General features: G+C 72.0%; 21 protein-coding genes. 6 read left to right on the top strand and 15 right to left on the bottom strand.

From position 1 onward, the window contains the following. Nucleotides 1-5: 5 nt before the first annotated feature. The 4 genes from ACFVHK_RS14970 to ACFVHK_RS14955 all read right to left on the bottom strand — a co-directional run bounded on the left by ACFVHK_RS14970 (nt 6) and on the right by ACFVHK_RS14955 (nt 3,510). The gene (locus ACFVHK_RS14970) at nt 6-812 is read right to left on the bottom strand and encodes a TerC family protein (RefSeq protein ID WP_376929506.1); all 807 of its coding nucleotides are present in this window, start codon (nt 810-812) and stop codon (nt 6-8) included. 53 nt (nt 813-865) lie between these two features. Then, nucleotides 866-2,422 carry a lipase maturation factor family protein gene (locus ACFVHK_RS14965; protein WP_376929505.1) on the bottom strand — a complete coding sequence of 519 codons (1,557 nt, stop codon included), beginning with the start codon at nt 2,420-2,422 and terminating at the stop codon, nt 866-868. A 49-nt stretch (nt 2,423-2,471) separates the two neighbouring features. Then, on the bottom strand, nt 2,472-2,765 hold the full coding sequence (locus tag ACFVHK_RS14960) for a hypothetical protein (protein WP_376929504.1): 294 nt from the start codon (nt 2,763-2,765) through the stop codon (nt 2,472-2,474). Nucleotides 2,766-2,934: 169 nt separating this feature from the next. Further along, nucleotides 2,935-3,510: an NADPH-dependent F420 reductase gene (locus ACFVHK_RS14955; RefSeq protein ID WP_376929503.1), complete on the bottom strand. Its 576-nt coding sequence runs from the start codon at nt 3,508-3,510 to the stop codon at nt 2,935-2,937. Between the two features lie 101 nt (nt 3,511-3,611). On the opposite strand from ACFVHK_RS14955, the gene ACFVHK_RS14950 reads away from it, so the two are divergent. Further along, nucleotides 3,612-4,133, top strand: coding sequence for a MarR family winged helix-turn-helix transcriptional regulator (locus ACFVHK_RS14950; protein ID WP_129233459.1), 522 nt, complete (start codon nt 3,612-3,614; stop codon nt 4,131-4,133). A gap of 186 nt (nt 4,134-4,319) precedes the next feature. After that, nucleotides 4,320-5,486: a hypothetical protein gene (locus ACFVHK_RS14945; RefSeq protein ID WP_376929502.1), complete on the top strand. Its 1,167-nt coding sequence runs from the start codon at nt 4,320-4,322 to the stop codon at nt 5,484-5,486. Nucleotides 5,487-5,489: 3 nt separating this feature from the next. Here ACFVHK_RS14945 and ACFVHK_RS14940 read toward each other — a convergent pair whose 3' ends face one another. After that, nucleotides 5,490-9,314 carry an adenylate/guanylate cyclase domain-containing protein gene (locus ACFVHK_RS14940; protein ID WP_376929501.1) on the bottom strand — a complete coding sequence of 1,275 codons (3,825 nt, stop codon included), beginning with the start codon at nt 9,312-9,314 and terminating at the stop codon, nt 5,490-5,492. 211 nt (nt 9,315-9,525) lie between these two features. Here ACFVHK_RS14940 and ACFVHK_RS14935 point away from each other — a divergent pair, with 211 nt between their 5' ends. Together ACFVHK_RS14935 and ACFVHK_RS14930 are read left to right on the top strand one after the other, a co-directional pair. Beyond that, a complete protein-coding gene (locus ACFVHK_RS14935; RefSeq protein ID WP_376929500.1) occupies nt 9,526-10,149 on the top strand; it encodes a ClpP family protease in 624 nt (207 codons plus the stop codon). Then, complete coding sequence (locus tag ACFVHK_RS14930; RefSeq protein WP_376929499.1) at nt 10,146-10,754, top strand: ClpP family protease; 609 nt, start codon at nt 10,146-10,148, stop codon at nt 10,752-10,754. The genes ACFVHK_RS14935 and ACFVHK_RS14930 overlap by 4 nt, the downstream gene beginning before the upstream one ends. 113 nt (nt 10,755-10,867) lie before the next feature. On the opposite strand, the gene ACFVHK_RS14925 is transcribed toward ACFVHK_RS14930, so the two are convergent. The 7 genes from ACFVHK_RS14925 to ACFVHK_RS14895 all read right to left on the bottom strand — a co-directional run bounded on the left by ACFVHK_RS14925 (nt 10,868) and on the right by ACFVHK_RS14895 (nt 19,762). Continuing rightward, complete coding sequence (locus ACFVHK_RS14925; RefSeq protein ID WP_376929498.1) at nt 10,868-11,350, bottom strand: helix-turn-helix domain-containing protein; 483 nt, start codon at nt 11,348-11,350, stop codon at nt 10,868-10,870. 122 nt (nt 11,351-11,472) lie between these two features. Then, nucleotides 11,473-12,234 carry a hypothetical protein gene (locus tag ACFVHK_RS14920; RefSeq protein WP_376929497.1) on the bottom strand — a complete coding sequence of 254 codons (762 nt, stop codon included), beginning with the start codon at nt 12,232-12,234 and terminating at the stop codon, nt 11,473-11,475. Between the two features lie 7 nt (nt 12,235-12,241). Beyond that, nucleotides 12,242-14,449, bottom strand: coding sequence for an alpha-galactosidase (locus ACFVHK_RS14915; RefSeq protein ID WP_376929496.1), 2,208 nt, complete (start codon nt 14,447-14,449; stop codon nt 12,242-12,244). Nucleotides 14,450-14,458: 9 nt separating this feature from the next. Then, nucleotides 14,459-15,787 carry an ABC transporter substrate-binding protein gene (locus ACFVHK_RS14910; RefSeq protein WP_129235431.1) on the bottom strand — a complete coding sequence of 443 codons (1,329 nt, stop codon included), beginning with the start codon at nt 15,785-15,787 and terminating at the stop codon, nt 14,459-14,461. A gap of 53 nt (nt 15,788-15,840) precedes the next feature. Then, nucleotides 15,841-16,788: a carbohydrate ABC transporter permease gene (locus tag ACFVHK_RS14905; RefSeq protein WP_207207131.1), complete on the bottom strand. Its 948-nt coding sequence runs from the start codon at nt 16,786-16,788 to the stop codon at nt 15,841-15,843. Next, entirely contained in the window at nt 16,785-17,735 is a 951-nt protein-coding gene (locus ACFVHK_RS14900; protein WP_376929495.1) for a carbohydrate ABC transporter permease, read from the bottom strand. Before ACFVHK_RS14900 ends, ACFVHK_RS14905 begins: the two co-directional genes overlap by 4 nt. Continuing rightward, nucleotides 17,732-19,762 (bottom strand): beta-galactosidase, encoded by a 2,031-nt coding sequence (locus tag ACFVHK_RS14895; protein ID WP_376929527.1) that lies wholly within the window; start codon nt 19,760-19,762, stop codon nt 17,732-17,734. The genes ACFVHK_RS14900 and ACFVHK_RS14895 overlap by 4 nt, the downstream gene beginning before the upstream one ends. Before the next feature lie 180 nt (nt 19,763-19,942). Here ACFVHK_RS14895 and ACFVHK_RS14890 point away from each other — a divergent pair, with 180 nt between their 5' ends. Then, the gene (locus ACFVHK_RS14890) at nt 19,943-20,965 is read left to right on the top strand and encodes a LacI family DNA-binding transcriptional regulator (protein ID WP_376929494.1); all 1,023 of its coding nucleotides are present in this window, start codon (nt 19,943-19,945) and stop codon (nt 20,963-20,965) included. Between the two features lie 43 nt (nt 20,966-21,008). Here ACFVHK_RS14890 and ACFVHK_RS14885 read toward each other — a convergent pair whose 3' ends face one another. Then, nucleotides 21,009-21,650, bottom strand: a complete 642-nt coding sequence (locus ACFVHK_RS14885) for an SDR family oxidoreductase (protein ID WP_376929493.1) — start codon at nt 21,648-21,650, stop codon at nt 21,009-21,011. 283 nt (nt 21,651-21,933) lie between these two features. On the opposite strand from ACFVHK_RS14885, the gene ACFVHK_RS14880 reads away from it, so the two are divergent. Further along, nucleotides 21,934-22,395: an NUDIX domain-containing protein gene (locus ACFVHK_RS14880; RefSeq protein WP_242492446.1), complete on the top strand. Its 462-nt coding sequence runs from the start codon at nt 21,934-21,936 to the stop codon at nt 22,393-22,395. 39 nt (nt 22,396-22,434) lie between these two features. On the opposite strand, the gene ACFVHK_RS14875 is transcribed toward ACFVHK_RS14880, so the two are convergent. Both ACFVHK_RS14875 and ACFVHK_RS14870 read right to left on the bottom strand, forming a co-directional pair. Further along, the gene (locus tag ACFVHK_RS14875) at nt 22,435-23,625 is read right to left on the bottom strand and encodes an AI-2E family transporter (RefSeq protein ID WP_376929492.1); all 1,191 of its coding nucleotides are present in this window, start codon (nt 23,623-23,625) and stop codon (nt 22,435-22,437) included. An 89-nt stretch (nt 23,626-23,714) separates the two neighbouring features. Then, a complete protein-coding gene (locus tag ACFVHK_RS14870) occupies nt 23,715-24,299 on the bottom strand; it encodes a helix-turn-helix domain-containing protein (protein ID WP_376929491.1) in 585 nt (194 codons plus the stop codon). Nucleotides 24,300-24,411: the final 112 nt, after the last annotated feature.

Raw genomic sequence — 24,411 nt, 5'->3', positions numbered from 1 at the left:
TCGGCTCAGTCCCGGGCGGCCGGCTCCAGCGCCGTGCCGGTGTCGTCGACGTACTGCTGGTGCAGGTGCACCGGCTCCGCCGGCTTCTCGCCGGCGCGCTTGCGCTTGCGCGCCGCGGCGGCGAGGTTCAGCGCCTCCACGAAGATCGCGAACGCCATCGGCACGTAGATCAGCGCCTTGTCGATCTTGAAGCCGAAGCCGTCGGCGATGAGGAACACGCCGATGAGCAGCAGGAACGACAGCGCGAGCATCTTCACGGTCGGGTGCTTGTTCACGAACGAGAAGATGTAGCGCGCCGCGAACAGCATGATGCCGAACGAGAGCACGACGACCGTGATGATCACGATCATGTTCTCGGTCATGCCGACCGCGGTGATCACCGAGTCCAGCGAGAACACGATGTCGAGCACGAGGATCTGCGCGATGACCGCGCCGAAGGTGGCGGTCCCGGCGCCGGTCGTGTGCTCCTCGTCGCCCTCGAGCTTGTGGTGGATCTCGGTGACGGCCTTGTAGACGAGGAAGAGCCCGCCGGCGATCAGGATCAGGTCGCGGCCCGAGAAGCCCATGCCGAACAGCTCGAACAGGTCCGTCTTCAGGCTGATGACCCAGCCGGCGGCGAACACCAGGCCGACGCGCATGAGCATCGCGAGCGTGAGCCCGAGGTTGCGCGCCCGCGCCTGCTGCTCCACGGGCAGCTTCGCGGCGAGGATCGAGATGAAGATGACGTTGTCGACGCCGAGCACGACTTCGAGCACGAACAGGGTGAGGAACACGGCCAACAGGTCGGGCGTGAACTCGAGGGTGAAGTCCATGAGCCCATTCTCACCCGAGTCCGGGCCGTCCCCATGCCGGGCCACGCATGGAATCAGTCGAGATCGTCGATGTCGCCGTCGAGCGAGAGCGGCGGGATCGCGGTGCCGAGCGGATGGCGCATCCACACCTGCCGCGTGCGACGGTGCTCCTCGCGGGTGCTGAAGCGGTAGAGCTCGGTGCGGGCCCGGACCGACCGAGGTCGCGCACCGCCGAAGGGGTCGTGGTCGAGGAGGCGCAGGGTCGCGGCGTCCGCCTCGAGCAGCCGCTCGAGGAACCGCCGGAACCACGGCTCGTCGATCCGGCCGAGCGGGAGGAACCACATGAGCCAGTCGAGCCTCAGGTGGTAGGGCGCGAACTGACGCGGGATGCGGCGCGGATCACCGGGCTTGCCCTTGAACGCGTACTCGACCCATTCCGCGGACGGATCCCGTGGGTCGTCGGCCGTGCCCTCGACGACGACCTCGACGCGCTGCCGGGTCACCGACCCGAAGGCGCCGTATGCGTTGACCAGCATGTACCGGTCGAAGCTCGCGTTCATCAGCTGCCGCTTCGAGAACAGGTTCATGAGCGGATGGCGGCTGAGCCAGAGGATGAACGCGGCGACGAGCAGCACGATCGCGATCCACCACGGCGGGCTCGCGGCATCCCTCGGCACCTCGATCGCGTCGAGCGGCAGCCACGGCAGGAGCCACTGCACGACTCCGTCGCCGACGGCCCCGAAGGCGAGCACGATGGTGATCCAGTTCAGCCAGGCGAAGTTGCCGGTGATCACGAGCCAGAGCTGCGTGCCGATGATGATCGCCGCGGCGACCGTGCGAACGGGCTGCGGCGCGAACAGCAGGAAGGGCACGACCAGCTGGGCCGTGTGGTTGCCCACCACCTCCAGCCGGTGGAACCACCTCGGCAGGAGGTGCGCCTGCCGGCTGAGGGGCCCGGGCATCGGTTGGGTCTCGTGGTGGTAGTACAGGGCGGTGAGGTCGCGCCAGGCCCGATCGCCGCGGATCTTGATCATGCCCGCTCCGAACTCGAGCCGGAACACGAGCCACCAGACGAGCACGATGGTCGGGAGCGGCGCGGGCACCTCCTTCGACCCGAGGAACGCGACGAGGAACCCGGCCTCGCAGAGGAGCATCTCCCACCCGAAGCCGTAGAACGTCTGGCCGACGCTCACGATCGAGAGGTACAGCCCCCACATCGCGAGGAACGCGAGCATCGGCATCCAGGGCGGGCCGAGCTGCGGCAGGCCGACGACGACGGATGCCGCGAGCACCATGCCGACGGCGCAGACGGCGACGAGCCGGGAGTCGCGATAGGCCCATCGCCGGAAGATCGTCGGGCCGAGGAACCCGCGGCGCCGGGTGCGCGCCAGCCGCCCGACCTTCTCGCCGGCGCGCTCGGCACGCTCGCGGACGCGCCGTTCGGCGTCGTCGACCGCGCGCAGGAGGCTCGGAACCGGCAGGAGCCCGTGTTCCCCCAGGAGGGGACGGAACTGGTTCAGCGTCGAGAGGAAGGCGACGAGGAAGAGCGCGGCGATGCCGCGCTGGAGCACCTCGCGCGCGAGGTCGGCGTCGCGGGCGTCGAACCAGGCGAACCAGGCGGACCAGTCCACGTCGTCACGCTAGCCCGCAGTGCCCGAGCCATCCGGGCCGAACGGCCCCTCAGTCCGGGGGATTCGCGGGGTCGACGGACTCGATCGTGTCCTCCTCGACCTCGTTGTCGGCCTCGAGGTCGTCGGCGTCCGGGGCGGGCTCGGGGCCGGTGTCGCCGACCCCGCCGGCGGCCGTCCGCTCGGCGTCCTCGGCCTCGCGCTCCGCCCTGCCGATGTCGGGGAAGGCGGCTCCGAGTCCGACCGTGTTGATGGTGCCGGTGAGGTCCGGGCTGTCGGGGTTGAGGTCTCCTGCGGGGCCGAGTCGGTCCTTCGCCTCCCAGGGGTTCAGCGGGTCGCCGTTCATGTCGTTCTCCTCCCGGCCGTGGTGCTCCGGATCGCGGTCGCCGATCGCGGTCCGTCACCTCAACGTTCCTCCCGGATCCGGGGCGAGTCAACGGGTTGCGGCGGCGTGGTGGGTCGGCGCGCCGCAGCGCCCCGGGGCCGGGGCTCCGGGGCGCTGCGGGCGGTGCGGGTCAGGCGACGAGGGCGACGCCCGCGTTCCAGCCGACCTTCTCCTGCACGGCGAGCGTGAGCTGCAGGAACCCGACCGACTCGAGCTCGCGGGCGCGCGAGAGGGCGCCGGCGTCGACGGCGTTCACGCCGCCGGTGCGCACGATGTCGATGAGCGCTCGCTTGGCGAGCTCGTCGTCGCCGGCGACCAGGACGGTCGTGGGCTGGGCGCCGCCGACGGTCTTCGCGGCGAGCGTCGCGGCGAAGTTGGTGTTGAAGGCCTTGAGCACGCGCGACTCGGGGAGCGCGGCGGCGATCACCGCGGTGGCCGAACCGTCGGCCGGGACCACGAGCGAGTCGAAGGTCTCGAAGTTCAGGGGGTTCGTGATGTCGACCACGACCTTGCCGGCGAGCTGCTCGCGCCGCGCCTCGATGATCTCGGCGACGGCGGGGTACGGCACGGCGAGGACGACGATGTCGCCCGAGATCGCCTCTGCCGCGTCGCGGCCCACGTACTCGACGGTGTTCCCTCCGGCCGCCACGATGCCGCCGATGGCGGTGCCCATGTTGCCGTTCCCGATGATGCTGACGGTCGTCATGATGTCCTTCCCGCGCCATCCGGCGCGATTACTTGTTGCGACAACCAACACGATAGCGCCAATCAGTTGTCGCGTCAACTGAATGTGCGAGAATGATCGACATGACGGATGACACGCGCTGGCTCGACACCGAGGAATCGGCCGCCTGGGTGCGTCTCATGGCGCTCACCGAACTCCTCCCCGGCGTGCTCGACCAGCAGCTCCTGCAGGACGTGCAGCTCACCCACTTCGAGTACGCCGCACTGATGGCGCTCGCCGCCGCGCCGGAGCGGACGATGCGGATGACGGCACTCGCCGCCCGCACGAACGCGACGCTCCCCCGGCTCTCCCACGTCGCGCGTCGACTCGAGGATCGCGGGCTGATCCGGCGATTCCCCTGTCCGACGGACCGCCGCGCGACCAACGCGACGATCACCGACGCCGGACTCGAGCTCATCGACGACGCGGCACCGGGTCACGTCGAGACCGTCCGGCAGTACGTGCTCGACGCGCTCTCCCCCGAGCAGCTGCGACAGCTCTACGAGATCGCGGGCGCGGTGCTGAGCCGCCTCGATCCCGACGAGCGGCTCACCGCCACCGCCTGCCAGTTCAGCGAGGGCCCCGCGATCGCACGCGCCGGCTGAGCCGCGCGCGGCACCGCCGGCACAGGCCCCCTGTACGAGGGTCGTGGCCGCGACCGCACGTCGCTAGCATGAGCAGCATCCTGACCCGAGGGACGGCCCACGGCCCCCCGGATCACCTGTGCTCGGGAGGCCCCGATGAACGTGGTTCGATCACTTGGGACGGTCGCGGCGGTTTCCGCGGCACTCATGCTCGGAATCGGGGCGACGGCGTTGAGCGCCGCGGGCACCGGCGACGAGACGCTCCGGCTGCACCTCGGCAGTGACGGCACCCGATTCGTGTACAGCAACGACGGTGATCCGATCACCCAGACCATCGCGGCCCAGAAGAACTGCCGGATCACGGTGAACGGCCCGCTGGCCGCCATCGACGGCAGCGATCAGGGACCGGGGATGAAGGACGGCTCGATCGGCATCAAGACGGGCGGCTCCACCGGAGTGCCCTGCTCGCGCGTCGACGCCACCGAGGAGCTGACGGTGAGCCTCGAGGGGGTGCCCGATGCCGTGTTCGCCTCGCTCGACCTGGAGTTCAAGGGCTCGGTGCAGGTCGACGTCATCGTGTCGAAGGCCGGCACCGAGGTCGACACCTTCCAGGTCCGCGCCGGCGGCGGCATCGTGCCCGGGGAGGGCGTCGACGGGAGCGCAACCGCGCCGTACACGGCGACCGCGACGAGCGCCGAGCCGATCGCGAACTGCCGGAACGCCTCCGACGCGGGTCCGGACGCCGGCCCGCTCGACAACTGCTACCTGACCATCGAGCCGTCGGCATCGTTCGATGCCGTGACCTTCCGCCCGTTGAGCGGCGAGGTGTCGCTCGAGGGCAGCTCCGACTTCGGCGACGACCCGGCGTTCGACACGATCTTCACGCTCGAGGGGTTCACCGGCGAGCTGGGTTGCACCCCGGAGAACAGCACCGCGACGATCGACCAGGGCACCGTCTACGGCACCTTCACGCGGCTCGAGAACACCGACGGATCCGACTGCGTGCTGAAGCCGTACACGCTCACCGCCGACGTCGGGGCGGGCACGCTGAGCTTCGTGCCGGTCGACGTCGATCCCCCGCAGCCCGCCGCGTACAGCGGCACCGTGAAGTTCGCCCCGCAGAACTCGTCCAACCCGTTCACCAGCCACCTGGAGTACGACCAGGACGACGACGGCCCGCTGGACTTCGTGTACATGCCCTGGTGCACCGGCGACCCGTTCGCCACACCGGATTCGCCCGGCTCGATCGACACCTCCGTGATCCCGTCCGGTCACACCTGGTGCATCGTCTCGGAGGGCACCACGATCTACTCCGCAACGCAGACCCGAACCGCATGGGACGTCGTCGGAATCGGCGACCCCCTGATGCGGTGATCGTCAGCTCCGGGAGACGATCGCGGCGTCGACGACGCCGAGGTCCCCAAGCAGTCTCTCGGCCTCTGTCCGTACCCGGCGCGCCGCCGACGGGTCCTGTAGGAGTTCGGCCTCGATGAGTCGGAGCTGCGCCACCTCGAAGACGAGCCCCTGCTCGCGCGCTTGGGCGAGCCCGGCAGCCACCGCCTCCCTCGCCTCCTCGGTACGGCCCAACTCGACGAGCGCTCGCGCCCTCGTCCGTGCGATCGTGCTGCCGTAGAGCTCCACCTCGCCCCCTGACCCGCGCTCCGTTTCGGTCAACGTATCCATCGCCTCTCGAGCCCTCCCCTCGAGGATGAGCCCGTCGGCGACCAGGATTGCCGCTTCGATCGCCGACTGGACCTGACCCGTCCGAATCGCCTCTTCACGGAGGGCTGACAGGCGAGCAATCGCGCCGTCGTCGCCACGCAGCAAGTGCAGTCGCGCGAGCTGGATCTCTGCGAAGATCGCCGCGTCGACCAGTCCGTGCGCCCGGAACACCCGCACGGAGGGGACGAGCACCGTCTCCGCCTCGTCCAGCCGTCCCTGGCTGACCAGCACCTCGCCGATGTTCGCGCCGCAAACCGCCGCCTCGGACTCGTTGCCGGCCCGCATGAAGGCGTCCTGTGCGCGCGTGTAGAAGTTCACAGCGGCTACCCAATCGCCCTTCCAGTAGGCCTGTCCTCCCAGATTGTTCGTCACGACCGCCGTGCCCATCAGATCACCGAGTTCGTCGTAGATGGCGAGAGCGCGCTCGCCATAGACGGCCTTCCCGGACTGGCCGAGCATCACGTGCGCGGCGTCGAGCACTTGGTACGAGCGCGCCAATGCCTCCCGCTCACCGGAGGCCTCAGCCTCGACCATCGCCTGCTCGGCGAGCCGCACCGCTGCGGGCATGTGCTGCTGGAGCTGTCGGATCTGGGCGTTCAGCGCGTTCAACCGGGCGGTCGCACGGAGCGCCTCGGCGCTCCCGATCTCCGCGACGAGGTGACGACCGACCGTCAGGTCCCGATACGCGGCGACGTAGGAGCCCGTACGCGCCCGTGCGCGGGCTCGCTTGAGCAGGACGTCGGCGGAGCGGATCGGATCGTCCCGGACGAGGCGGCTCGCCTGTCGGTACGCCTCGACGGACTGCTCGAAGAGGCCGGCGAGCTCGAGCACGTCGCCGAGGGCCTCCGAGACGTCGGCGACCTGCGAGGGCGCGAGGTCCGGGACGTACCGTGAGGCGTTCATGGCGCGCCGGTAGAAGGTCGCCGCTTCGAGGTTCGCGTAGATCTCCTTGGCGCGTTCGCCCGCCTCGCGCGAGGACGCCCACGCCTCCGGCCACCGGTGGGCCTCGGAGTAGTGGATCGACAGGAGCTCCACCTGACCGGAGGGGTGATCGCCGGATGAGGCGGCGATGGCGTCGCCGACGCGCGCATGCAGCTCCCGACGCGTCTTGAACGGCAGGCCCGCGTACGCCACGTCCCGGATCAGGCTGTGCTGGAACTGCACCCAGCCAACCCGGTCTACCGAGAGGAAGCCCCCGAGCCGGCGCAGGGTCTTCAGCTGCCAGCTCGAGTCGACGGCCGGGCTGCCGAGCACCGCCGGGATGTGCTCCTGCCGGAATCCGGCGCCCAGAACCGCGAGACGACGGAGAAGATTGCGGTCGCCGGGAGCGAGTCGGTCGATGCGAGCCGCGATCAGGCCTTCGACCGATTGCGGGAGGTAGTCGACCGCGGCACCTCCGCGCAGGACATGGAGCAGCTCGAGCAGGAACAGCGGACTGCCCTCCGCCCGCGCCGCGAGCGCGTCCACCTGGTTCGACAGCAGCGGCGCGTCGGCGGTGGCGCGCTCGATGAGCTCCCTCGCGTGCGCGACATCGAGTGGCGCGAGCGCGATGCGCGTGACGCCCGGCCCGTCGACCGTCACGAACCCCTCGTCTCCGGGCTGACGGCTGACGATGACCAGCCAGGGCAACGACTCGACCCCTGCGATCAGCGTCGTCAGCAGCTCGCCGGATGCCTCGTCCATCCACTGCCCCTCCTCGATGAGGAAGAGCGTGGACCGGTCGTTCGTGGCGCGCAGGAGCGTGGAGACCGCCGAGCGCGTGCGCGACGGCCGGAACTGGTCGTCGAGCTGGGCGACCTCGGGCGACTCGGGCAGCGTGAGTCCGAGCGGCGTCGCGATCAGGGCCAGCCACGGCAGGAGATCGGGAGCTCGGGTCCGCACGAGTTCGGTGAGCGTGGCCTCGGTCGCCTCGGAGTCGAGCCCCTCGAGCCCCCAGGCCGCTCGGAGCAGGGTGCGGAACGGGAAGTACGGCGTCGCGGTCTGGTAGAGCCGGCACTCGGCGCTGATCACGCGCTCCGGCTGCGCCGTCTCGAGCAGCTCCTGCAGGAGCCGAGACTTGCCCATCCCGACGTCGGCGGTGATGTCGACGACCCCGCCGCGGCCCGCACGCGCGTCGGCCCATGCACCGGTGAGGAGCGCCAGCTCCGCATCGCGGCCGATCAGGGGCGTTCCGGAGGCCCGGCCCGACATCCGGCTGCCCTCGGGTTCGCCGACGGAGAGTGCGTGAATCGGCTTCTGCTTGCCCTTGACGGTGAACGGCTCGGGCTCGCGGACCTCGAAGGTGGTCCGTGATCCGTCCACGACGTCGCGCGTGGCGTAGACCTCTCCCGCCGGCGCCTTGGCCATGATGCGGGCGGCGAGGTTCACCGCGTCGCCCATGATCGTGTAGGTGCGACGGTAGGCGGGCCCGACCGCTCCCGCGAAGACGTGTCCCCAGCTGATGCCGATCTGCATCGGCAGCTCGGCCGGTGCGCCGACGCGGATGTCCCGGGCGGCGAGGAGCATCTGCTCCTCGTTGTTGCCGGCCGTGTCGGGCACGCCGGCCGTGAGGATGATCTTTCCGCCGTCGGGTGCGATGTCGGTGGCGAGGAACGTGACGCCGTGCGCGTCGGCATGCTGCTGGACCGCGGAGACCAGCTCGTCCAGGACCGCGGCGGCGTGGTCCGGGTCGTCCGCGACCAGTCGATCGAAGTCGACGTAGTGCAGGAAGGCGATGGCGGCCGGCCGGTGCTCCGGATCGATGGTGCCGCTCAGCAGCGTCTGACGGAGTCCGACCGGGATGAACTGCTCGAGGTCGACCGTCGGGGTCTGGGCGGCGAGGAATCCGGACTGCTCGACGTGCGGGGCGCGTCTCAGCAGCCTGCCGGGCCCCCGGGCGGCCCCGACGCACGCTCGGGGCAGCAGTGCCGCGGTCTCCGGGCTGAGCATGATCTGGGAGGCAGAGGCGGCGGCCTCCATCTGCACGGTGCGCGTCGCGGCAGGACCGGCGACGATGAACTCGCGGTGCGACCCGCCGACGAGGAAGAAGTCGAACGTGCCGCTGTGGATCCCGACCGACATGCGCAGCGACACCGTGCCGGCGCTCGTCACGAACCCGTCGATCCGCCGCAGCTCGGCGCGCATGTCGTGGGCCGCGACCGCCGCGCGCACGTGATGGTCCTCGCCGGTGAAGAGCAGCAGCTGCGCATCGCCGCCGAACTTGAGCAGGTTGGCGCCGAAGGCGTAGGCGGCCGGGAGGAGTCGGTCGAAGGTGCCGTCGATCACCTCCGTGACCTCCTCGGCGCCGACGTTGCCGTGCCGGGCGAGGCGCTCCGACATCCGGGTGAAGCCCGAGATGTCGACGAGCACCATGGTGCCCTCGACCGCCTGGTGGAGTCGCCCCGGGGTCTCCTCGTCCCAGTAGCGCACGAGGCGCGGCACGTACGGCTGGAGGACGCCGGTCGTGTCGGTGTCCGAAGGGTCCGTGCCGGCGGGGTTCATCGCACCGTCACGGGACCGCGGTCGACATCGGAGCCACCCGCGCGCGCGGGACCGCATGCCGCGTGGGTGTCGAGGAACACGATGCCTCCTTCGCATCGGGGGATGCCGTCCGCTTGACCCAAATCTATCGCGACACCTCGCGCTGCCGTGAGCAGCGCTGCCGTGAGCCGCATCCGCCCCACCGCCGCGCCGCGCGGCGCAGGCTGGGCCCATGACCGATCGAGAGACCCCACCCGTCCAGCCCATCGACGCCGAACTGACGAGGCGGCTCTTCCACGAGCGCATCATCGTCCTCGGCGACGAGCTCGACCAGGCCGGCGGCAACCGCATCTGCGCGCAGCTCGTCGCGCTCGCCGCCGACGACCCGCGCCGCGACATCCGCTTCTGGATCAACTCGCCCGGCGGCTCGGTTCCCGCGATGCTGGCGATCCACGACGTGATGCGCGCGATCCCGAACGACGTCGCCACCATCGCGGTCGGCATGGCGGCGAGCGCGGGGCAGTTCCTGCTCACCGCCGGCACGCCCGGCAAGCGCGCGGCGCTCCCCCACTCGCGGATCCTCCTGCACCAGGGTTCCGCGGGGATCGGCGGCACGGCGGTCGACGTCGAGCTCCAGGCCGACGACCTCAGGCACACGCGCGACACCGTCCTCGGCCTGATCGCCCGCTACACGGGACGACCGGTCGAGCGGGTCCGCGAGGACTCGCTGCGCGACCGCTGGTACACCGCCGACGCGGCCGTCGACTACGGGTTCATCGACCACGTCACCGAGCGGCTCGACGAGCTGTTCCCGCTCGAGCCGCGGGCCGTCGCGGGCCTGGGGGTGTCGGCATGACCTCCTACACGATCCCCTACGTGGTCGAGAAGCGCGGCGGCGTCGAGCGCTCGCTCGACGTGTACAGTCGCCTCCTCTCCGAGCGCATCGTCTACCTCGGCACCGAGATCGACGACGGCGTCGCGAACGTGCTGATCGCGCAGCTCCTGCACCTTGCGTCTGACTCGGGCGAGTCGCCGATCAGCCTCTACGTGAACTCGCCCGGCGGCTCGCCGAGCGCCGCCCTCGCGGTGTACGACACGATGCGGCACATCCGGCCGGATGTCGCGACGACGTGCGTGGGACGCGCCGGCGGCCCGGCCGCGGTGCTGCTCGCGGGCGGTGCGCCAGGGAAGCGCTCGATGCTGCCGCACGGCACGGTGACACTGCACCAGCCGTCGACGCAGGGCCGCGGCACCGTCCCCGACCTGATCCTGCACGCCGACGAGGTGCTGCGCGTGCGCGCGGAACTCGAGGCGGCGCTCGCCGCGGACACCGGGCGCTCGGCCGCGGCCATCCGCGTGGACACCGACCGCGACCTGATCCTCCCGGCGCAGGCGGCGGTCGACTACGGCCTCGCCGACCACGTGCTCGACACCCACCTCACGGTCCCCGCCCCGGCCTGACCCACCCGACCTGCCCCGAGCGGAGAGGCGAGATGACGCGAACCGCGCTTCCGGCGGCCGGCGAGCGCGTTTCGCGTCATCTCGGCGGGCAGGGCGACGGAGGTGAGGAGGCGTCAGGCGGCGAGGAGGTAGGCGTCGACGGGGGCGACGGGGGCGACGGGGGCGACGGGGGCGATCGGGGTGACGAGGGCGGCGAGGGCGGCCCGCGCGGCCCGGGGGTCAGGTGCGACCGGCGCGACCGGCGCGACCGGCGCGGCGGGGAGGACCGGCCCGGCGGGAGCGCCGCGACGGTGCTCGTCCCGCACGGGTCCGCGCACCGCGAGTCGACCGGCGACGCGGCCCACGACGTCGACGAGCTCCAGGCCGAGCGCGTCGGCGACCGCGCCGAGCACCTCGGACGAGGCCTCCTTCCGGCCGCGCTCGACCTCGGACAGGTACTGCGGCGACACGCCCGCCGTCCGCGCGACCTCGGTCAGGATGCGGTCCTGCTCGCGGCGCTCGTCGCGGAGCACCTCGCCGAGCACGTCGCGCCACAGTGGCCTCGTGCGTCGCGCCCGGCCGGCGGCGGCTCCGGGGAACTCGATCGTCTCGCCCATGAGCCGAGGCTACGCACGCGGCGGTGACCACGACAGGGCGATCCGCTCTCAGCAGAACCGGCGTCGCAGCGCGAATCCCGAACGAGGAGTTCCGCGACTCCCGGCCCTGCGGGATCGAGGTCTCAGAGCAGCCAGGGGTCGATGCCGGGATCGTCCGCCCGCGGGGGGTCGGCGAGCGCCGGCGGCGGCGGCGTGCGTCGGCGCACGCGCCCGGTCATCCACCCGCGCACGATGCCCGACGCTCCGGTCGATCCCGCGCCCAGGCGGACGAACTCACGCGCATCGGGCCCGGTCGGGACGTCCTTCGGCAGCGAGGACGACGCGACGATCCATCCCGGCATCGCGAGGAGGGCCAGCACGTGCGCGAGGCGCTCCGACTCGAACACGCTGTCGGAGTCGAGCGTCTCGGCGAGCACCTGCTCCAACTCGTCCGCCGAGTCCGGAGCGCCCGCGGCCGAAGCGAACGCCGCAGCGTGCTCGGCGCCGAAGGGCTCGTCGAGCACCTCCTCGTCGGCGCCCGGCTCGCGCGACGGATCGCTCGAGTAGCGACCCAGCTCGTCGGAGCCGTCCCACGCGGCGAGGACGAGCTGGCGGTCCACCAGCACGCGCAGCGCGAACGCGGGAGCGCGCAGCGCCTCGGCGATGGCCGCGCCCGCGTCGAGCACGCCCCGCCGGCCCCCTGCGATCGCGCCGTCGCCCGGCACGGCGATCGCGACGACCCAGCCGGCGGACGGGGGCGCGAGCCACCCCGTGAACCCGAGGTCGTGGAGTGCCGCCTGCACGGCGTCGCGCGAGGCGGCCGAGGCCGGCACGATCAGCGCGGCGTACGTGTCGCCGCCCGGCTGGTCGGATTCGCCGGGCACGCCGGGGACGGGGAGGGTCATGCCCCGATCATCCCGCAGCGGGGGCGTCGCCGTCAGCCCCGCGGTCGGAGCGATCGGCCCGTTCGGCGAGGAGCTCGTCCGCGAGGAGCTCGAACACGAGGGCCTGCTCCGGGGCGAGCAACGGCATCGGCAGCCCGACCTCGGCGAGCACGCGCCCGGGCAGGCGGGCCGCGCCGTCCGCGAACCACGGCGGGTCGGCGTCCTGGATGGTCCGCACGGGCCCGAGGTCGATGCGGCGCACGAGGTACTCGGCGTCGGGGTCGAGCCCCGGCATCCGCACCGCCGGCGGAAGCGCGGCGACGGGCGTGCCCACGACCGCGACCGACACGACGGCGTGGCGGCGGTCCGGTGCGACGACGCCGTGCACGACCTGGGCGGGGTCGGCGGCATCCGCCCTCACGACCCGGCCGCCGTGGAACAGCCCGCGGAGGCGCCGGTACGTCGCGGTCCACGCGGCCACCGCGTCGAGGTCCTCCGCCGACGCGGTCGCGAGGTTCCACTCGATCCCGGCGCTGCCGAACAGCGCCGTCGTGAGCCGGAAGGAGAGGTCGGACGTGCGCCCGGTGGTGTGCGCGCGTTCGGCGCCGAGGTGCGATCCCAGGTACTCGGGCGGCACGAGCACGCCCGTGTGGCGCTGGATCCGCTGGCGCTCGAGCGGATCGTTCGTGTCGCTCGTCCAGACCCGGTCCGTGCGCTCGAGGATGCCGAGGTCGATGCGCGCCCCTCCGGATGCGCACGACTCGATCTCGACGCCGGGGTGCGCCGCCCGGAGCCGGTCGATGAGCGCGTAGAGGGCGAGGGTCTGCGCGTGGGCCGAACCGCCGAGCAGGTCGCGATTGTGGTCCCACTTCAGGTAGCGGATGTCGTGCTCCGCGAGCAGCGCGTCGATCGCCGCGAACACGTGGTCGGCCGCTCCGGGGGCGGTCAGGTCGAGCACGCGCTGCCACCGCCACTCGGGGTCGTCCGGGCGGCCGAGCACCCAATCCGGGTGGGTGCGGGCGAGCTCCGAGTCGGCGCTGACCATCTCGGGCTCGACCCACAGTCCGAACTCCATGCCGGCCGACGTGACGCGCTCGACGAGCGGGCCGAGGCCGTCGGGCCAGACCGCCGGGTCGACCGTCCAGTCCCCGAGCGCGCGGCGATCGTCGCGCCGACCGAGGAACCATCCGTCGTCGAGCACGAACCGCTCGACGCCGACCCGCCGGGCGGCGTCGATGAGCGGCTCCAGCCGCTCGAGCGACTGGTCGAAGTAGACGGCCTCCCAGGTGTTGAGGGTGACCGGCCGCGGACGCCCCGCGATGGTCGACCAGGACCGGATCCACGGGTGCAGCCGGTCGGAGAGGCCGTCGAGGCCCGTCGTCGAGTGCACGGCGACCACCCAGGGCGAGGTCGTCGCCTCGCCGGGCGCGAGGACCAGCTCGCCCGGGGCGAGCAGCTCGCCGCCGCCGAGGGTCGCCGGCCCGAGCGCGCTGCGCTCCGCCCACGCCTCGGTGTCGCCCGACCATGCGACGTGCGTCGCCCACACCTCGCCGTGCCCGAACCCGAAGCCGGGCGTGCCGGCGACGAGCAGGAACGCGTCGTCGTGCCCGCCGCGACCGTGACGCGACTCGCGCGCGTGGACCCCGTGCTCGAGGGGTCGGCGGATCGGTCGCCGTTCCCGCGCCCAGAGCCCGCTGAAGTCGAGCAGCTCGCTCGCCCGGGCGGGCACCGGCAGGATCGTGGCGAGTCGCGCGACGGCGAGCCGGCCCTCCCCGCGATTGGCCACGCGATGCCGGATGCGCAGCACGCCCTCGGGCGTGAGCTCGAGCCGCGACGAGACGGCCACCCGGGCCTCGTCGTCGACGACCTCGAACGCGATCGTTCCGCCCGCGGCATCCGTCGACGCCGTCACCTCGACCGAGTCGGCGTCGAGCCGGAACCGGGGCGCCCGGAGCGCGGCGGCCGCGCGCGCCCCGTCGGCCGCTGCGGGGTCGCGGGCGAACTGCACACCGGGACGCCCCGACCAGCCCTCGCCGAGGGTGGGGACGAGGCTGAGCCGGAGCGGGGTGTCGATCGACGACGGCGGCACGGCCGGCACGGATGCCGCGGCGAGGGCCTCGAGCGCATCCGGCGCGAGCGCGCCGAGGTCGCTCCCCCAGTGCAGCACCGCGGGCACGGCCGTGCCGCGGGCGTCGACGATGAGGCTGACGCCCGCGGCACGGAGGTGGTGGATCACGGCGTGAGGTTACTCCGCGACCGGGATGGACTGGGCCTCGAGCGCGTCGATGGTGGACGCCTGGCCCTTCTCGAGCGCCTCCATGAGGGTGCTGCTGCCGGAGGCGGCGCCCTTGAACCCGTCGGAGACGTCGGCGTACACCTGCGTCATCGTCGGGCCCCACACGAAGTCGGGGTCGACCTGCGTCGACGCCTCGGCGAACACGTCGTAGATCGCCTGGCCGCCGTAGAACTCGACGCCCTCGGTGAGCGTGGGCAGCTCGAGGCCGGCCTTCGTGGCCGGGTAGATCGCGGCCTGCTCGTTGAGGATGGTGAGCGCCTCATCCGAGGTGTTCAGCCAGAGCGCGAACTTCGCCGCCTCGTAGAGGTGGTCGGTGCCCTTGAAGACCGCGATCGACGAGCCGCCCCAGTTGCCGGCGGCGGCGCCGCCCGACTCCCACTGCGGGGCGAGCGCGACCGACCAGTTCCCGGCCGTGTCGGGCGCACCCGACGCGATCGAGTTGGCACCCCAGACGGCGGAGTTCCAGGTCCAGACCTCGCCCGAGTTGTAGGCGTTGTTCCACTCGTCGGTCCACGCGGGGTAGGTCGCGACGAGGTCGTTCTCGATGAGGTCCTGCCAGTACTCGGCGACCTGCATCGACGCGTCGCTGGTCAGTTCGACGTCCCACGCGTCGCCGTCGTTGGCGAACCACTCGCCGCCGGCCTGCCAGACGAAGCCGGCGAACTGGTTGATGTCGGTCTGCGAGAAGTTCGTGATGTAGCCGCCCTGCTCGCGGATCTGCACCGCGGCCTCGCGGTACTCCTCCCACGTGGTCGGCACCTCGATGCCGTTCTGCTCGAACAGGTCGCTGCGGTAGAACAGCGCCATCGGGCCCTGGTCCTGCGGGATGCCGTAGGCCTCGTCGTCGGTGCCGAGCGAGACCTGGCCCCACGTCCAGTCGAGGAACTGGTCCTGGGCGGCCGCGACGTCCTCGCACACGGCGAGGTTCTCGAGGCCGTCCTGCACGCGGAAGTTCGGCAGGGCGTCGTACTCGATCTGGCCGAGGTCGGGGGCGTTGCCCGCCTCGAGCTGGTTGAAGAAGTTCTGGTACGTGCCGGAGTTGCCGTTCGGACCGGTCTGCACCTCGACCTGGATGTCGGGGTTCTCGGCGTTCCAGGCCGCGACGGCGTCCTCGATGCCCGGGATCCAGCTGGTGAACTCGAGCGTGACGTCCTCGCCGGCGGGCTCGCACGAGGCGGCGTCGCCGCCCGACGACGCGTCGCCCGCGGCGCACCCGGTCAGCGCGAGTGCGGCGGAGGTGAGCAGGGCTGCGGTGACCGCTCGTTTCGTGTGTCGCATGGTTTCCTCTTCTCGGTGGGGGGTGTTCACCCGGATGCCTCCGGGCGGGGTGTCTACTTCAGGGATCCGGAGCCGAGGCCCGTGCGCCAGTAGCGCTGAAGCAGCAGGAACGTGATGATCAGCGGGATGATCGAGAGCAGCGAGCCGACGAGCACGTAGGTGCGCAGCTCGGGGAACTGGTTGATGGTCGAGTTCCAGGCGTAGAGGCCGTAGGTCACCGGGAACAGCTCCTCGCTCCGCAGCATGATGAGCGGCAGGAAGAAGTTGTTCCAGATGGTGACGAACTGGAACAGGAACACGGTCACGAGCGCCGGGAACATGAGCCGGATCGACACGGTGAAGAACGTGCGGAGCTCCCCCGCGCCGTCCAGGCGGCTCGCCTCGAGCAGTTCGTCCGGCACGGATGCCTCGGCGAACACGCGCGAGAGGTACACGCCGAACGGGCTCACGACGCTCGGGAGGAAGACCGCCCAGAACGTGTCGGTGAGCTGCACGCGGCTGAACAGCAGGAACAGCGGCAGCGCGAGCGCCGTGGCCGGCACGAGGACGCCGCCGAGCACGACGTTGAAGATCGTCTCGCGACCCGGGAAGCGGTACTTCGCGAGGGCGTACCCGCACATGGCGGCGAGCACCGTCGCGACGACCGCTCCGAGCCCGGCGTAGAGCAGGCTGTTGAGGATCCACCGCAGGTAGACGCCGTTGCGGTAGTCGAACAGCGCGCCGATGTTCTCGAACAGCTGGAAGTCGGCGAACCAGAGGGGGTTGGTGCTGAAGAGCTGCCCGCGGTCCTTCGTGGAGGCCACGAGCAGCCACCAGATCGGCACCAGGAAGTAGAACGTGAAGACGGCCATCACGATCATGGCGCCCGTGCGCGAGAACAGGCTCTCTCGGGGACCGCGTCCGCGGGTTCCGCCAGGGTGGGCGTCGCCGCGCCGGCCGATTCCGCGGGGGTTCACCGCGGGCGAGGCCGAGGTCGCCTCGGGTTCGATGGCGGTGCTCATGCGTCCGCCCCCTTCCGTCGGGTGAATCGCAGGAACGCGAACGAGAGGATGAACGTGGCGAGTGCGAGCACGACCGAGAAGGCCGCGGCGAGCGACACGTTCGGAACCGCGCTCGTGGCGTAGATCGTCATGTTCGGCGTGTAGGTGCTCGTGACGGCCGAGCTGAACGAGCGGAACGTCTGCGGCTCGGCGAGCAGTTGGAGCGTGCCGATGATCGACAGCACCGCGGTGAGCACGAGCGCCGGGCGCACGAGCGGGATCTTGATCGACCAGGCGATGCGGGCCTGGCCCGCGCCGTCGATGCGCGCCGCCTCGTAGACCTCCTGCGGGATGGCCAGCAGGGTCGAGTAGATGATGAGCATGTTGTAGCCGACGAACACCCACGTCACGACGTTCGCGATGGCCCAGAGGACGAAGTCGGCGGAGAGCAGGTCGACGCGACTCGTGAGCGCCTCGAACGGCGAGAGGTTCGGCGAGTAGAGGAAGCCCCACATGATCGCGGCGATCACGCCCGGCACCGCGTACGGGGCGAAGAACGCGAGCCGGAAGAACTTCTTGCCGCGGACCAGGGGCGAGTCGAGCAGGAGTGCGAACAGCAGCGCGAGCCCGAGCATGACGGGCACCTGGACGACGCCGAACAGCAGGACCCGGCCGACCGAGGACCAGAACGCCTCGTTCTGGAAGACGAGCGCGTACTGCTGGAATCCGCCGAAGACCTCGGTCGCGGCGCCGTAGGTGCCCTCGCGTTCGACGACGAGCATCGACTGCCAGATCGCCACGCCGATGGGCACGAGGTAGAACAGCGCGAACATCGCCGCGAACGGGGCGACGAACGCGACGATCGCCCACGGGTGCTGCACCCGTCGGCGGCGGGCCGCCCGGGTCGTCCCGGCACCGCCGCGCGCTGCGGTGCGCACGCCGGTCGGGGTGGTCATGGGTGCGGTCATGCCGCTCCCTCCTCTCTGATCACGCGGACCGTGCCGCCGGGCACCGCGAGGCGCCCGTCGACGACGGATCCGGTCACGAGCTCGGTGCCGCGGACAGCGACGTCGGCGTCGTCGGCTCCGTGGTTGACGACGAACAGGTACGCCCGTCCGTCGGCGGAGCGGCGGGTCACCTCGACCTCGGCGGACGCGCCGGGCTCGGATGCCACGCCGGCGCCCTCGAGCGCACGACCGACGAGGGACCGCAGGTCGTCGCGTCCGAGCATCGTCGCGAGGTACCAGGCGTCGCCCGCGCCGTCGGCGCCCGCACGGCGGGTCACGGCGGGGCGGCCGGCGGCGGGCCCGTCGGCGAAGCGGTCGAGCACCGCGGCATCCGTCGCCTCGAGCCGCTCGGCCCACAGCGCGGCGGTCGCGCCGGACTCGAGCGCGATCGGCGTGCCGGGCAGCACCGGCGCGAACTCCTGGACGCGCACGCCGAGCAGGTCGCGCCACGCGCCGGGGTAGCCGCCCGGGCGCACGCGGTCGTGCTCGTCGACGATGCCGCTGTAGAACGTCACGAGGGCGTGGGTGCCGGATGCCACGGCCTCGTCGAGCGCGGCGGCATCCGCATCGGAGACGAGGTAGAGGCCCGGGGCCACGACGAGCCGGTAGCCGGTGAGGTCGGCGCCGGGCCGGACCACGTCGACGGTGATGCCGAGGTCGAGGAGCGCGCCGTGGAGGGCGTGCACCTGGTCGAGGTACTCGATGGCGTGCGTGGGGCGGGTCTCGGCGTCGGACGCCCACCACGACTCCCACGAGAACAGCAGCGCCACGTCGGCGTGCACTCGGGTGCCGGCGACCTCGTCGAGCGCGCCCACGATCCGGCCGAGCTCGACGACCTCGCGCCACAGGTCGGTGTCGGTGCCGGCGTGCGGGACGAGCGCCGAGTGGAACTTCTCGGAGCCCTGCAGCGATGCGCGCCACTGGAAGAAGCAGACCGCGTCGGCGCCGCGCGCGACATGCGCCAGCGAGTTGCGGAGCAGCTGGCCGGGCTCCTTCGCGAGGTTCACGGGCTGCCAGTTGACCGATCCCGTCGAGTGCTCCATGAGCAGCCACGGCTCGCCGCCCGCGAGGCCGCGGGTGAGGTCCGCAGCGAACGCGAGTTCGCCGCGGGGGTCGCTCAGGCGGTGGTCGAGGTAGTGGTCGTTGGCGATCACGTCCATCTCGGGTGCCCACGACCAGTAGTCGAGGTCGCGGATGTGCGCGGTGACCATGAAGTTCGTCGTGATCGGCAGGGCGCTGTGCCGGCGGATCACGTCGGCCTCGGCGCGGTGGTACCCGAGCAGCTCGTCGGAGGAGAAGCGGTGGAAGTCGAGGACCTGGCCGGGGTTGCGGCTCGAGACCGTGAGCTTCGGCGTGAGGATCTCGTCCCAGTCGGCGTAGCGCTGGCTCCAGAAGCTCGTGCCCCACGCGCGGTTGAGCTCGTCGATCGAGCCGTAGCGGTCGCGGAGCCAGCGCCGGAACCCGCGCGTGCTCTCGTCGCAGTGGCAGAGCGCGTTGTGGCAGCCGAGCTCGTTCGACACGTGCCAGAGCTCGACGGCCGGGTGCGCGCCGTAGCGCTCGGCGACGGCCTCGACGAGGGCGAGCGCGTACCGGCGGAAGGCCGGGGAGCTCGGGCACCACGCCTGTCGGCCACCGGGGTACCGGGTCGTGCCGTCCTCCATCACGGGGAGGATCTCGGGGTGGCGCGCGGTGAGCCATGGCGGCGGCGACGCGGTGCCGGTGCCGAGGTTGATCCGGATGCCGGCGGCGTGGAGCAGCTCGACCACCTCGTCCAGCGACGCGAAGTCGAAGGCGCCGTCGGGGCCCTGGAGGGCGGCCCAGCCGAAGACGTTGATCGCGACGAGGTCGACGCCCGCCTCGCGCATGAGCGCGACGTCCTCGCGCCAGACGGCCGGTTCCCACTGCTCGGGGTTGTAGTCGCAGCCGAACGCGATGCCCTGGTGCTGGAAGCGGGGGCGGGCGGCGGCGGGTGCAGGCTCGGCCTGCAGCGGCGGGATCGGCGCCAGCGTCGTCGCGGGGTGGTCCACGGTGCTCCCGGTGATCGTCGTTGATTCTGTGAACGTGCACAGATTTGCCCGAGCAGGTGACCGGGGCGATTTCTGTGAACGTACACAGAGTGCCACGCGGCCTCCCCGATGTCAACACCCCGCAGCGCTACAGTGAGTCGCATGACGACGAAGCCGACCCGCACCAAGCGGGCCACCGTGCACGACGTCGCACTCGAGGCGGGCGTCTCGCGCGGCACCGTGAGCCGCTACGTCAACGGCGAACGCTACGTCTCGGCGGCCGCGCGCGAGGCGATCGAGGCCGCCATCGCCAAGGTCGGGTACGTGCCGAACACCGCGGCACGCAACCTCGTCATGCAGCGCACCCAGGCCGTCGGCTTCATCGTCCACGAACCCCACTCGCTGTTCGTCGAGGACCCGAACATCGGCGAGATCCTGCTCGGCGCGAACACGCGGCTGTCGGAGGCCGACCACCAGATGGCCGTGCTGATCGTCGACACCGAGCGCGACACGGATCGTGTCGCCCGATACCTCTCGGGCGGGCTCGTCGACGGCGTGATCATCGTCTCCGCGCGGGCCGACGATCCGGTCACCCGCGTCGTCGATCGACTCCGACTCCCCGCCGCGTACGTCGGGCACCCGCCCGGCGCCGCGGGCTCCGCCTCCTTCGTCGTCATCGACAACGTCGGCGCCGCCGCATCGATCACGCGCAGGCTGAAGGAGACGGGGCGGCGGCGGATCGGGATGATCGCCGCGGCGCTCGACCGCGACTCGGGCGCCGACCGGCTCGCGGGCTTCCGAGAGGCGCTCGGCGACGCGTTCGACGAGGCGCTCGTCGAACCCGTGCCGCTCTACTCCTACTCGGCGGGCCGCGACGGGATGCGACGGCTGCTCGAACGCGCCCCCGACCTCGACGGCGTCTTCGCGGCATCCGATGCGGTCGCCGCGGGAGCGATCGAGGCGATCAAGGAGACCGGGCGCAGCGTGCCCGACGACATCGGCGTCGTCGGCTTCGACGACAGCGCCTGGGCGCTGCGCACGACGCCCGCGCTCTCGACGGTGCGCCAGCCCGCTGCAGGACTCGGCGCCGAAGCGGCGCGCCTCGTGCTCGCCCGGCTCCGGGGCGACGAACCGGCGGCCGAGGTTCGACTCGACTGCGACATCGTCTGGCGCGGCTCCGCCTGAACGCGCGCATCCACGACGCGCGCACGGCTCGGCGCCGGGGCCGTCAGCGCAGCGCGTCGGCGATGGGGGTCGCTCCGCGGTTGAACCGGATGGTGCGGCCGACCGTCGCCGGCTCGACGAGCGTCGCGGCGACGGTCGCGGCGACGTCGGCACGATCCACGTCGGAGCTCTCCTCGGCGGTCGTGTCGATGCGGCCCGTGCCCGGCCCGTCGGCGAGCGTGGACGGCCCGAGGATGGTGTAGTCGAGGCCCGACGCGCGGAGGTGCTCGTCGGCGTCGGCCTTGGCGTCGGCGTAGTGCCGGAACGCGCTGTCGGCGGGCACCCGGTGGTCGACGCGCGACCCGAAGTAGGACACCATCACGTACCGGCCGACGCCGGCCTGCGCCGCGGCATCCATCGAGCGGACCGCCGCGTCGTGGTCGACCGCGCGCGTGCGCGCCGGGTCGCCGCCGCCGGCACCCGCCGACCAGACGACCGCGTCGTGCCCCGCGATCAGCTCGGCGAGACCCGCGACGTCGAGGGCCTCGACATCCGCCACGACCGGGTTCGCACCCGTCGCGCCGACCTCGCCGGCGTGCTCGGGGTTGCGGATGACCGCGTCGACCTCGTCGCCGCGATCCGCCAGGATCCGCGCGAGCTGCAACGCGACCCGACCGTGCCCACCGATGACCAGCACCTTCGCCATGTCCAGCCTCCCCGCCGTTCGACACCCCAACGCTACCCACGGATGACTCGGCGGGCCACCGTCGGATCCGGGCGGGCGGATGGTGGCGCGCACCCGGCCGGCGCGCCAGAATGAGGCAACGGACACACGGAGGTGCGCATGTCGGTCGAAACGGTGCTCTGGGGGGCCATCTTCGGGATCATGGCGGTCGGCGGGGTCGGCCTCGCGGCCTGCCTGTGGGTGTTCGCGCGCGCACCGAAGCAGTGACGCCCCACGACGCCGTCACCGGGGCGCCCACGCGACCATGACGACGCTGCGGAGCGCCGGGGTGCTGCTCCACCGCCGCACGCCCGGGCTCGAGGTCTTCATCGCGCACATGGGCGGGCCGTTCTGGGCCGGTCGGCACGAGCGCGCCTGGTCGATGCCGAAGGGCCTCATCGACCCGGGCGAGGACCCGCGGGACGCGGCGTTCCGCGAGTTCGCCGAGGAGGTCGGAGTGCCCGCTCCCGACGTCGACTACGTCGACCTCGGCACCGTCCGGGCGTCGGCCAAGAAGGTGCTGCACGTCTTCGCGGGCGAAGCGCCGGGCTTCGAGCTCGACGAGCTCCGGCCCGGCACCTTCGAGCTGGAGTGGCCGCTGCGATCCGGGCGGACGGCGACCTTCCCCGAGATCGACGACGCGCGCTGGGTCCCGGTCGACGAGGCGCGCGCCCTCCTCGTCAAGGGGCAGGTCGCGGCACTCGACCGGCTCGAGGGCGCGGCGTAGCGCAGCCGCCGGGTCGGCGCACCGCCCGGGCGCCGCGGCTCACGCGGCCGGCGACGGGCTCGACTCGTCGGCGACGGCCCTCCGCCGTCGGAGGTGCAGGTGCTTGCGCTCGTCGAGCGACGGATCGGGCGCATCCCACACCTTCACGATCGCCCAGCCCACGGCGGTGAGCGGCACCGCCAGCACCGCGCCCGCGATGCCGCCGAGGATGGTGCCGGCGGTGAGGGCGACGAGGACGACGAGCGGATGCAGCTTCAACGACTGGGCCATGACGACCGGCTGGAGCAGGTCGCCCTCGAGCTGGTTCACGGCGATCACGATCGCGACGACGATGAGCGCGACGATCGGCCCGTTCGCGACGAGGGCGACCAGCGCCGCGAGGATGCCGGCGACCGTCGCCCCGATGAGCGGGATGAACGCCGTGAGGAAGACGATGACCGCGAGGGGCAGCGCGAGCGGCACCTGCAGGATCGCGAGGCCGATGCCGATCGCGACCGCGTCGACGAAGGCGACGATGGCGGTGCCGCGCACGTACCCGCCGAGCACCTTGACCGAGGTCTCGCCGACGCGTCGGCCGCGCTCGAGCCGCTCGCCCGTGAAGGGCCGCATGAAGAACGCCCAGATCCGGTCGCCGTCCTTGAGGAAGAAGAACAGCACGACGAGCATCAGCACGAGGCCGGTGACGAACTCCGTCGCCTGCGACACTCCGGTCAGCGCGCTCTGGCCGAACTCGGCGCTCGTGACGAAGTCCAGGATGCCGTCGCGCCACTCGTCGAGCTGCGCCTGGTCGACCGGGATCGGCAGGGTCTGCACCCAGTCGACGAGATCCTCGAAGCCCGCGACGGCGGAGTCCGAGAGGTCGCTCCACTGCGATCGGACGGCGAACACGATGGCCGTGATGATCCCGCCGAGCACGAGGATGCCGCCGAGGAGCGCCGTCCACGCGGCGAGGATCGGCGGCATGACGCGTCGCAGCAGTCCGATCAGCGGGCTGGCCGCCGCGGCGAGGATGAGCGCGACGAGCACCGGGATCACGATGAGCGTGACCCGTGTGAGCGCCCACACGCCGAGTGCGCCGAGCGCGACGACGATGAGGACCTGCAGGCTGCGGATCGACCAGCGGCCGAGGCGGTCGTTCCAGATCGGGCCGCCCGCGCCGCGGCGCGCGTGTTCGGGGGCCGTGGGCGGTTCGGGATCGGGATCGCGTGCGGGTCGACGTCGGAGGACCATGGCTCGACCCTAGGGGCGGTGCGCGCGCGAGCACAGGCCTTGACCCGGTGCGTCCGAGAGGCGGCGGATGCCGCGGCATCCGTCGGAACTCAGGCGGAGCCGCTCCAGGGTGCCGGCACCAGGACCCAGACCACCTCGGCCGGGGCGTCGTCCTCCGCGGTCCAGGTGTGCGGCTCGCGCCCGGGGAAGGTGAGCGCGTCCCCGGATTCGAGCCGCACGGTGCGGTCGGCGAAGCGGACGGTGACGGCGCCCGAGATCACGTGCATGACCTCGACGTCGCAGTTGACGGTGTAGAGGTCGGCGCCGCCGTGGGCGCCGGGGGCGAGGGATGACCGGAGGAGCTGCACGCGCTCCTCGCCGCGCGGCGACATGAGGTGCTCCTCGACGTGCACGCCGCCGAGGTTGATGCGGGGCGCATCCCCACGGCGGATGTGCTGGATCTCGGGCTCGGCGAAGAGCGCGCCGACCGGGAGCGAGAGCACCTGGCAGAGCTGCACGAGGGTGGCGACGCTCGGCGAGGTCTCGTCGCGCTCGAGTCGGCTGAGGAAGCCCTTGCTGAGGCCGGTCGCCTCGGCGACCTGTGCGAGCGTGAGGCCCTGCGCGATGCGCGTGCTGCGGAGCTTCGCGCCGATGGGCGTGCCGCCGACGTCGGCGGAGGGGTGGAGGGGGCGCACGTCGGCTCCTCTCGTCTCGTGGCGCGAGCGCGGCATCCGTCGCCCTTGACGCGGGTGGGCCGGTCGGCGTAGCGTGTCCCGCAAGTTTCCTCAACAGTACCGGAAGTTGTCT

This window comes from Agromyces binzhouensis (genome assembly GCF_042672355.1).
GTDB classification, from domain to species: Bacteria; Actinomycetota; Actinomycetes; order Actinomycetales; family Microbacteriaceae; genus Agromyces; species Agromyces binzhouensis.
Note: the sequence above shows the minus strand (reverse complement) of the source record. Positions and strands in the feature narration are given on the sequence as shown.

What these genes read in the sequence shown, in the direction of transcription:
- ACFVHK_RS14890 (WP_376929494.1), top strand. Translation starts at nt 19,943, where the DNA reads ATGACGACGAAGCCGACCCGCACCAAGCGGGCCACCGTGCACGACGTC.
- ACFVHK_RS14935 (WP_376929500.1), top strand. Translation starts at nt 9,526, where the DNA reads ATGACCGATCGAGAGACCCCACCCGTCCAGCCCATCGACGCCGAACTG.
- ACFVHK_RS14905 (WP_207207131.1), bottom strand. Translation starts at nt 16,788, where the DNA reads ATGAGCACCGCCATCGAACCCGAGGCGACCTCGGCCTCGCCCGCGGTG.
- ACFVHK_RS14920 (WP_376929497.1), bottom strand. Translation starts at nt 12,234, where the DNA reads ATGACCCTCCCCGTCCCCGGCGTGCCCGGCGAATCCGACCAGCCGGGC.
- ACFVHK_RS14900 (WP_376929495.1), bottom strand. Translation starts at nt 17,735, where the DNA reads ATGACCGCACCCATGACCACCCCGACCGGCGTGCGCACCGCAGCGCGC.
- ACFVHK_RS14925 (WP_376929498.1), bottom strand. Translation starts at nt 11,350, where the DNA reads ATGGGCGAGACGATCGAGTTCCCCGGAGCCGCCGCCGGCCGGGCGCGA.
- ACFVHK_RS14970 (WP_376929506.1), bottom strand. Translation starts at nt 812, where the DNA reads ATGGACTTCACCCTCGAGTTCACGCCCGACCTGTTGGCCGTGTTCCTC.
- ACFVHK_RS14930 (WP_376929499.1), top strand. Translation starts at nt 10,146, where the DNA reads ATGACCTCCTACACGATCCCCTACGTGGTCGAGAAGCGCGGCGGCGTC.
- ACFVHK_RS14955 (WP_376929503.1), bottom strand. Translation starts at nt 3,510, where the DNA reads ATGACGACCGTCAGCATCATCGGGAACGGCAACATGGGCACCGCCATC.
- ACFVHK_RS14880 (WP_242492446.1), top strand. Translation starts at nt 21,934, where the DNA reads ATGACGACGCTGCGGAGCGCCGGGGTGCTGCTCCACCGCCGCACGCCC.
- ACFVHK_RS14885 (WP_376929493.1), bottom strand. Translation starts at nt 21,650, where the DNA reads ATGGCGAAGGTGCTGGTCATCGGTGGGCACGGTCGGGTCGCGTTGCAG.
- ACFVHK_RS14875 (WP_376929492.1), bottom strand. Translation starts at nt 23,625, where the DNA reads ATGGTCCTCCGACGTCGACCCGCACGCGATCCCGATCCCGAACCGCCC.
- ACFVHK_RS14960 (WP_376929504.1), bottom strand. Translation starts at nt 2,765, where the DNA reads ATGAACGGCGACCCGCTGAACCCCTGGGAGGCGAAGGACCGACTCGGC.
- ACFVHK_RS14910 (WP_129235431.1), bottom strand. Translation starts at nt 15,787, where the DNA reads ATGCGACACACGAAACGAGCGGTCACCGCAGCCCTGCTCACCTCCGCC.
- ACFVHK_RS14945 (WP_376929502.1), top strand. Translation starts at nt 4,320, where the DNA reads ATGCTCGGAATCGGGGCGACGGCGTTGAGCGCCGCGGGCACCGGCGAC.
- ACFVHK_RS14940 (WP_376929501.1), bottom strand. Translation starts at nt 9,314, where the DNA reads ATGAACCCCGCCGGCACGGACCCTTCGGACACCGACACGACCGGCGTC.
- ACFVHK_RS14950 (WP_129233459.1), top strand. Translation starts at nt 3,612, where the DNA reads ATGACGGATGACACGCGCTGGCTCGACACCGAGGAATCGGCCGCCTGG.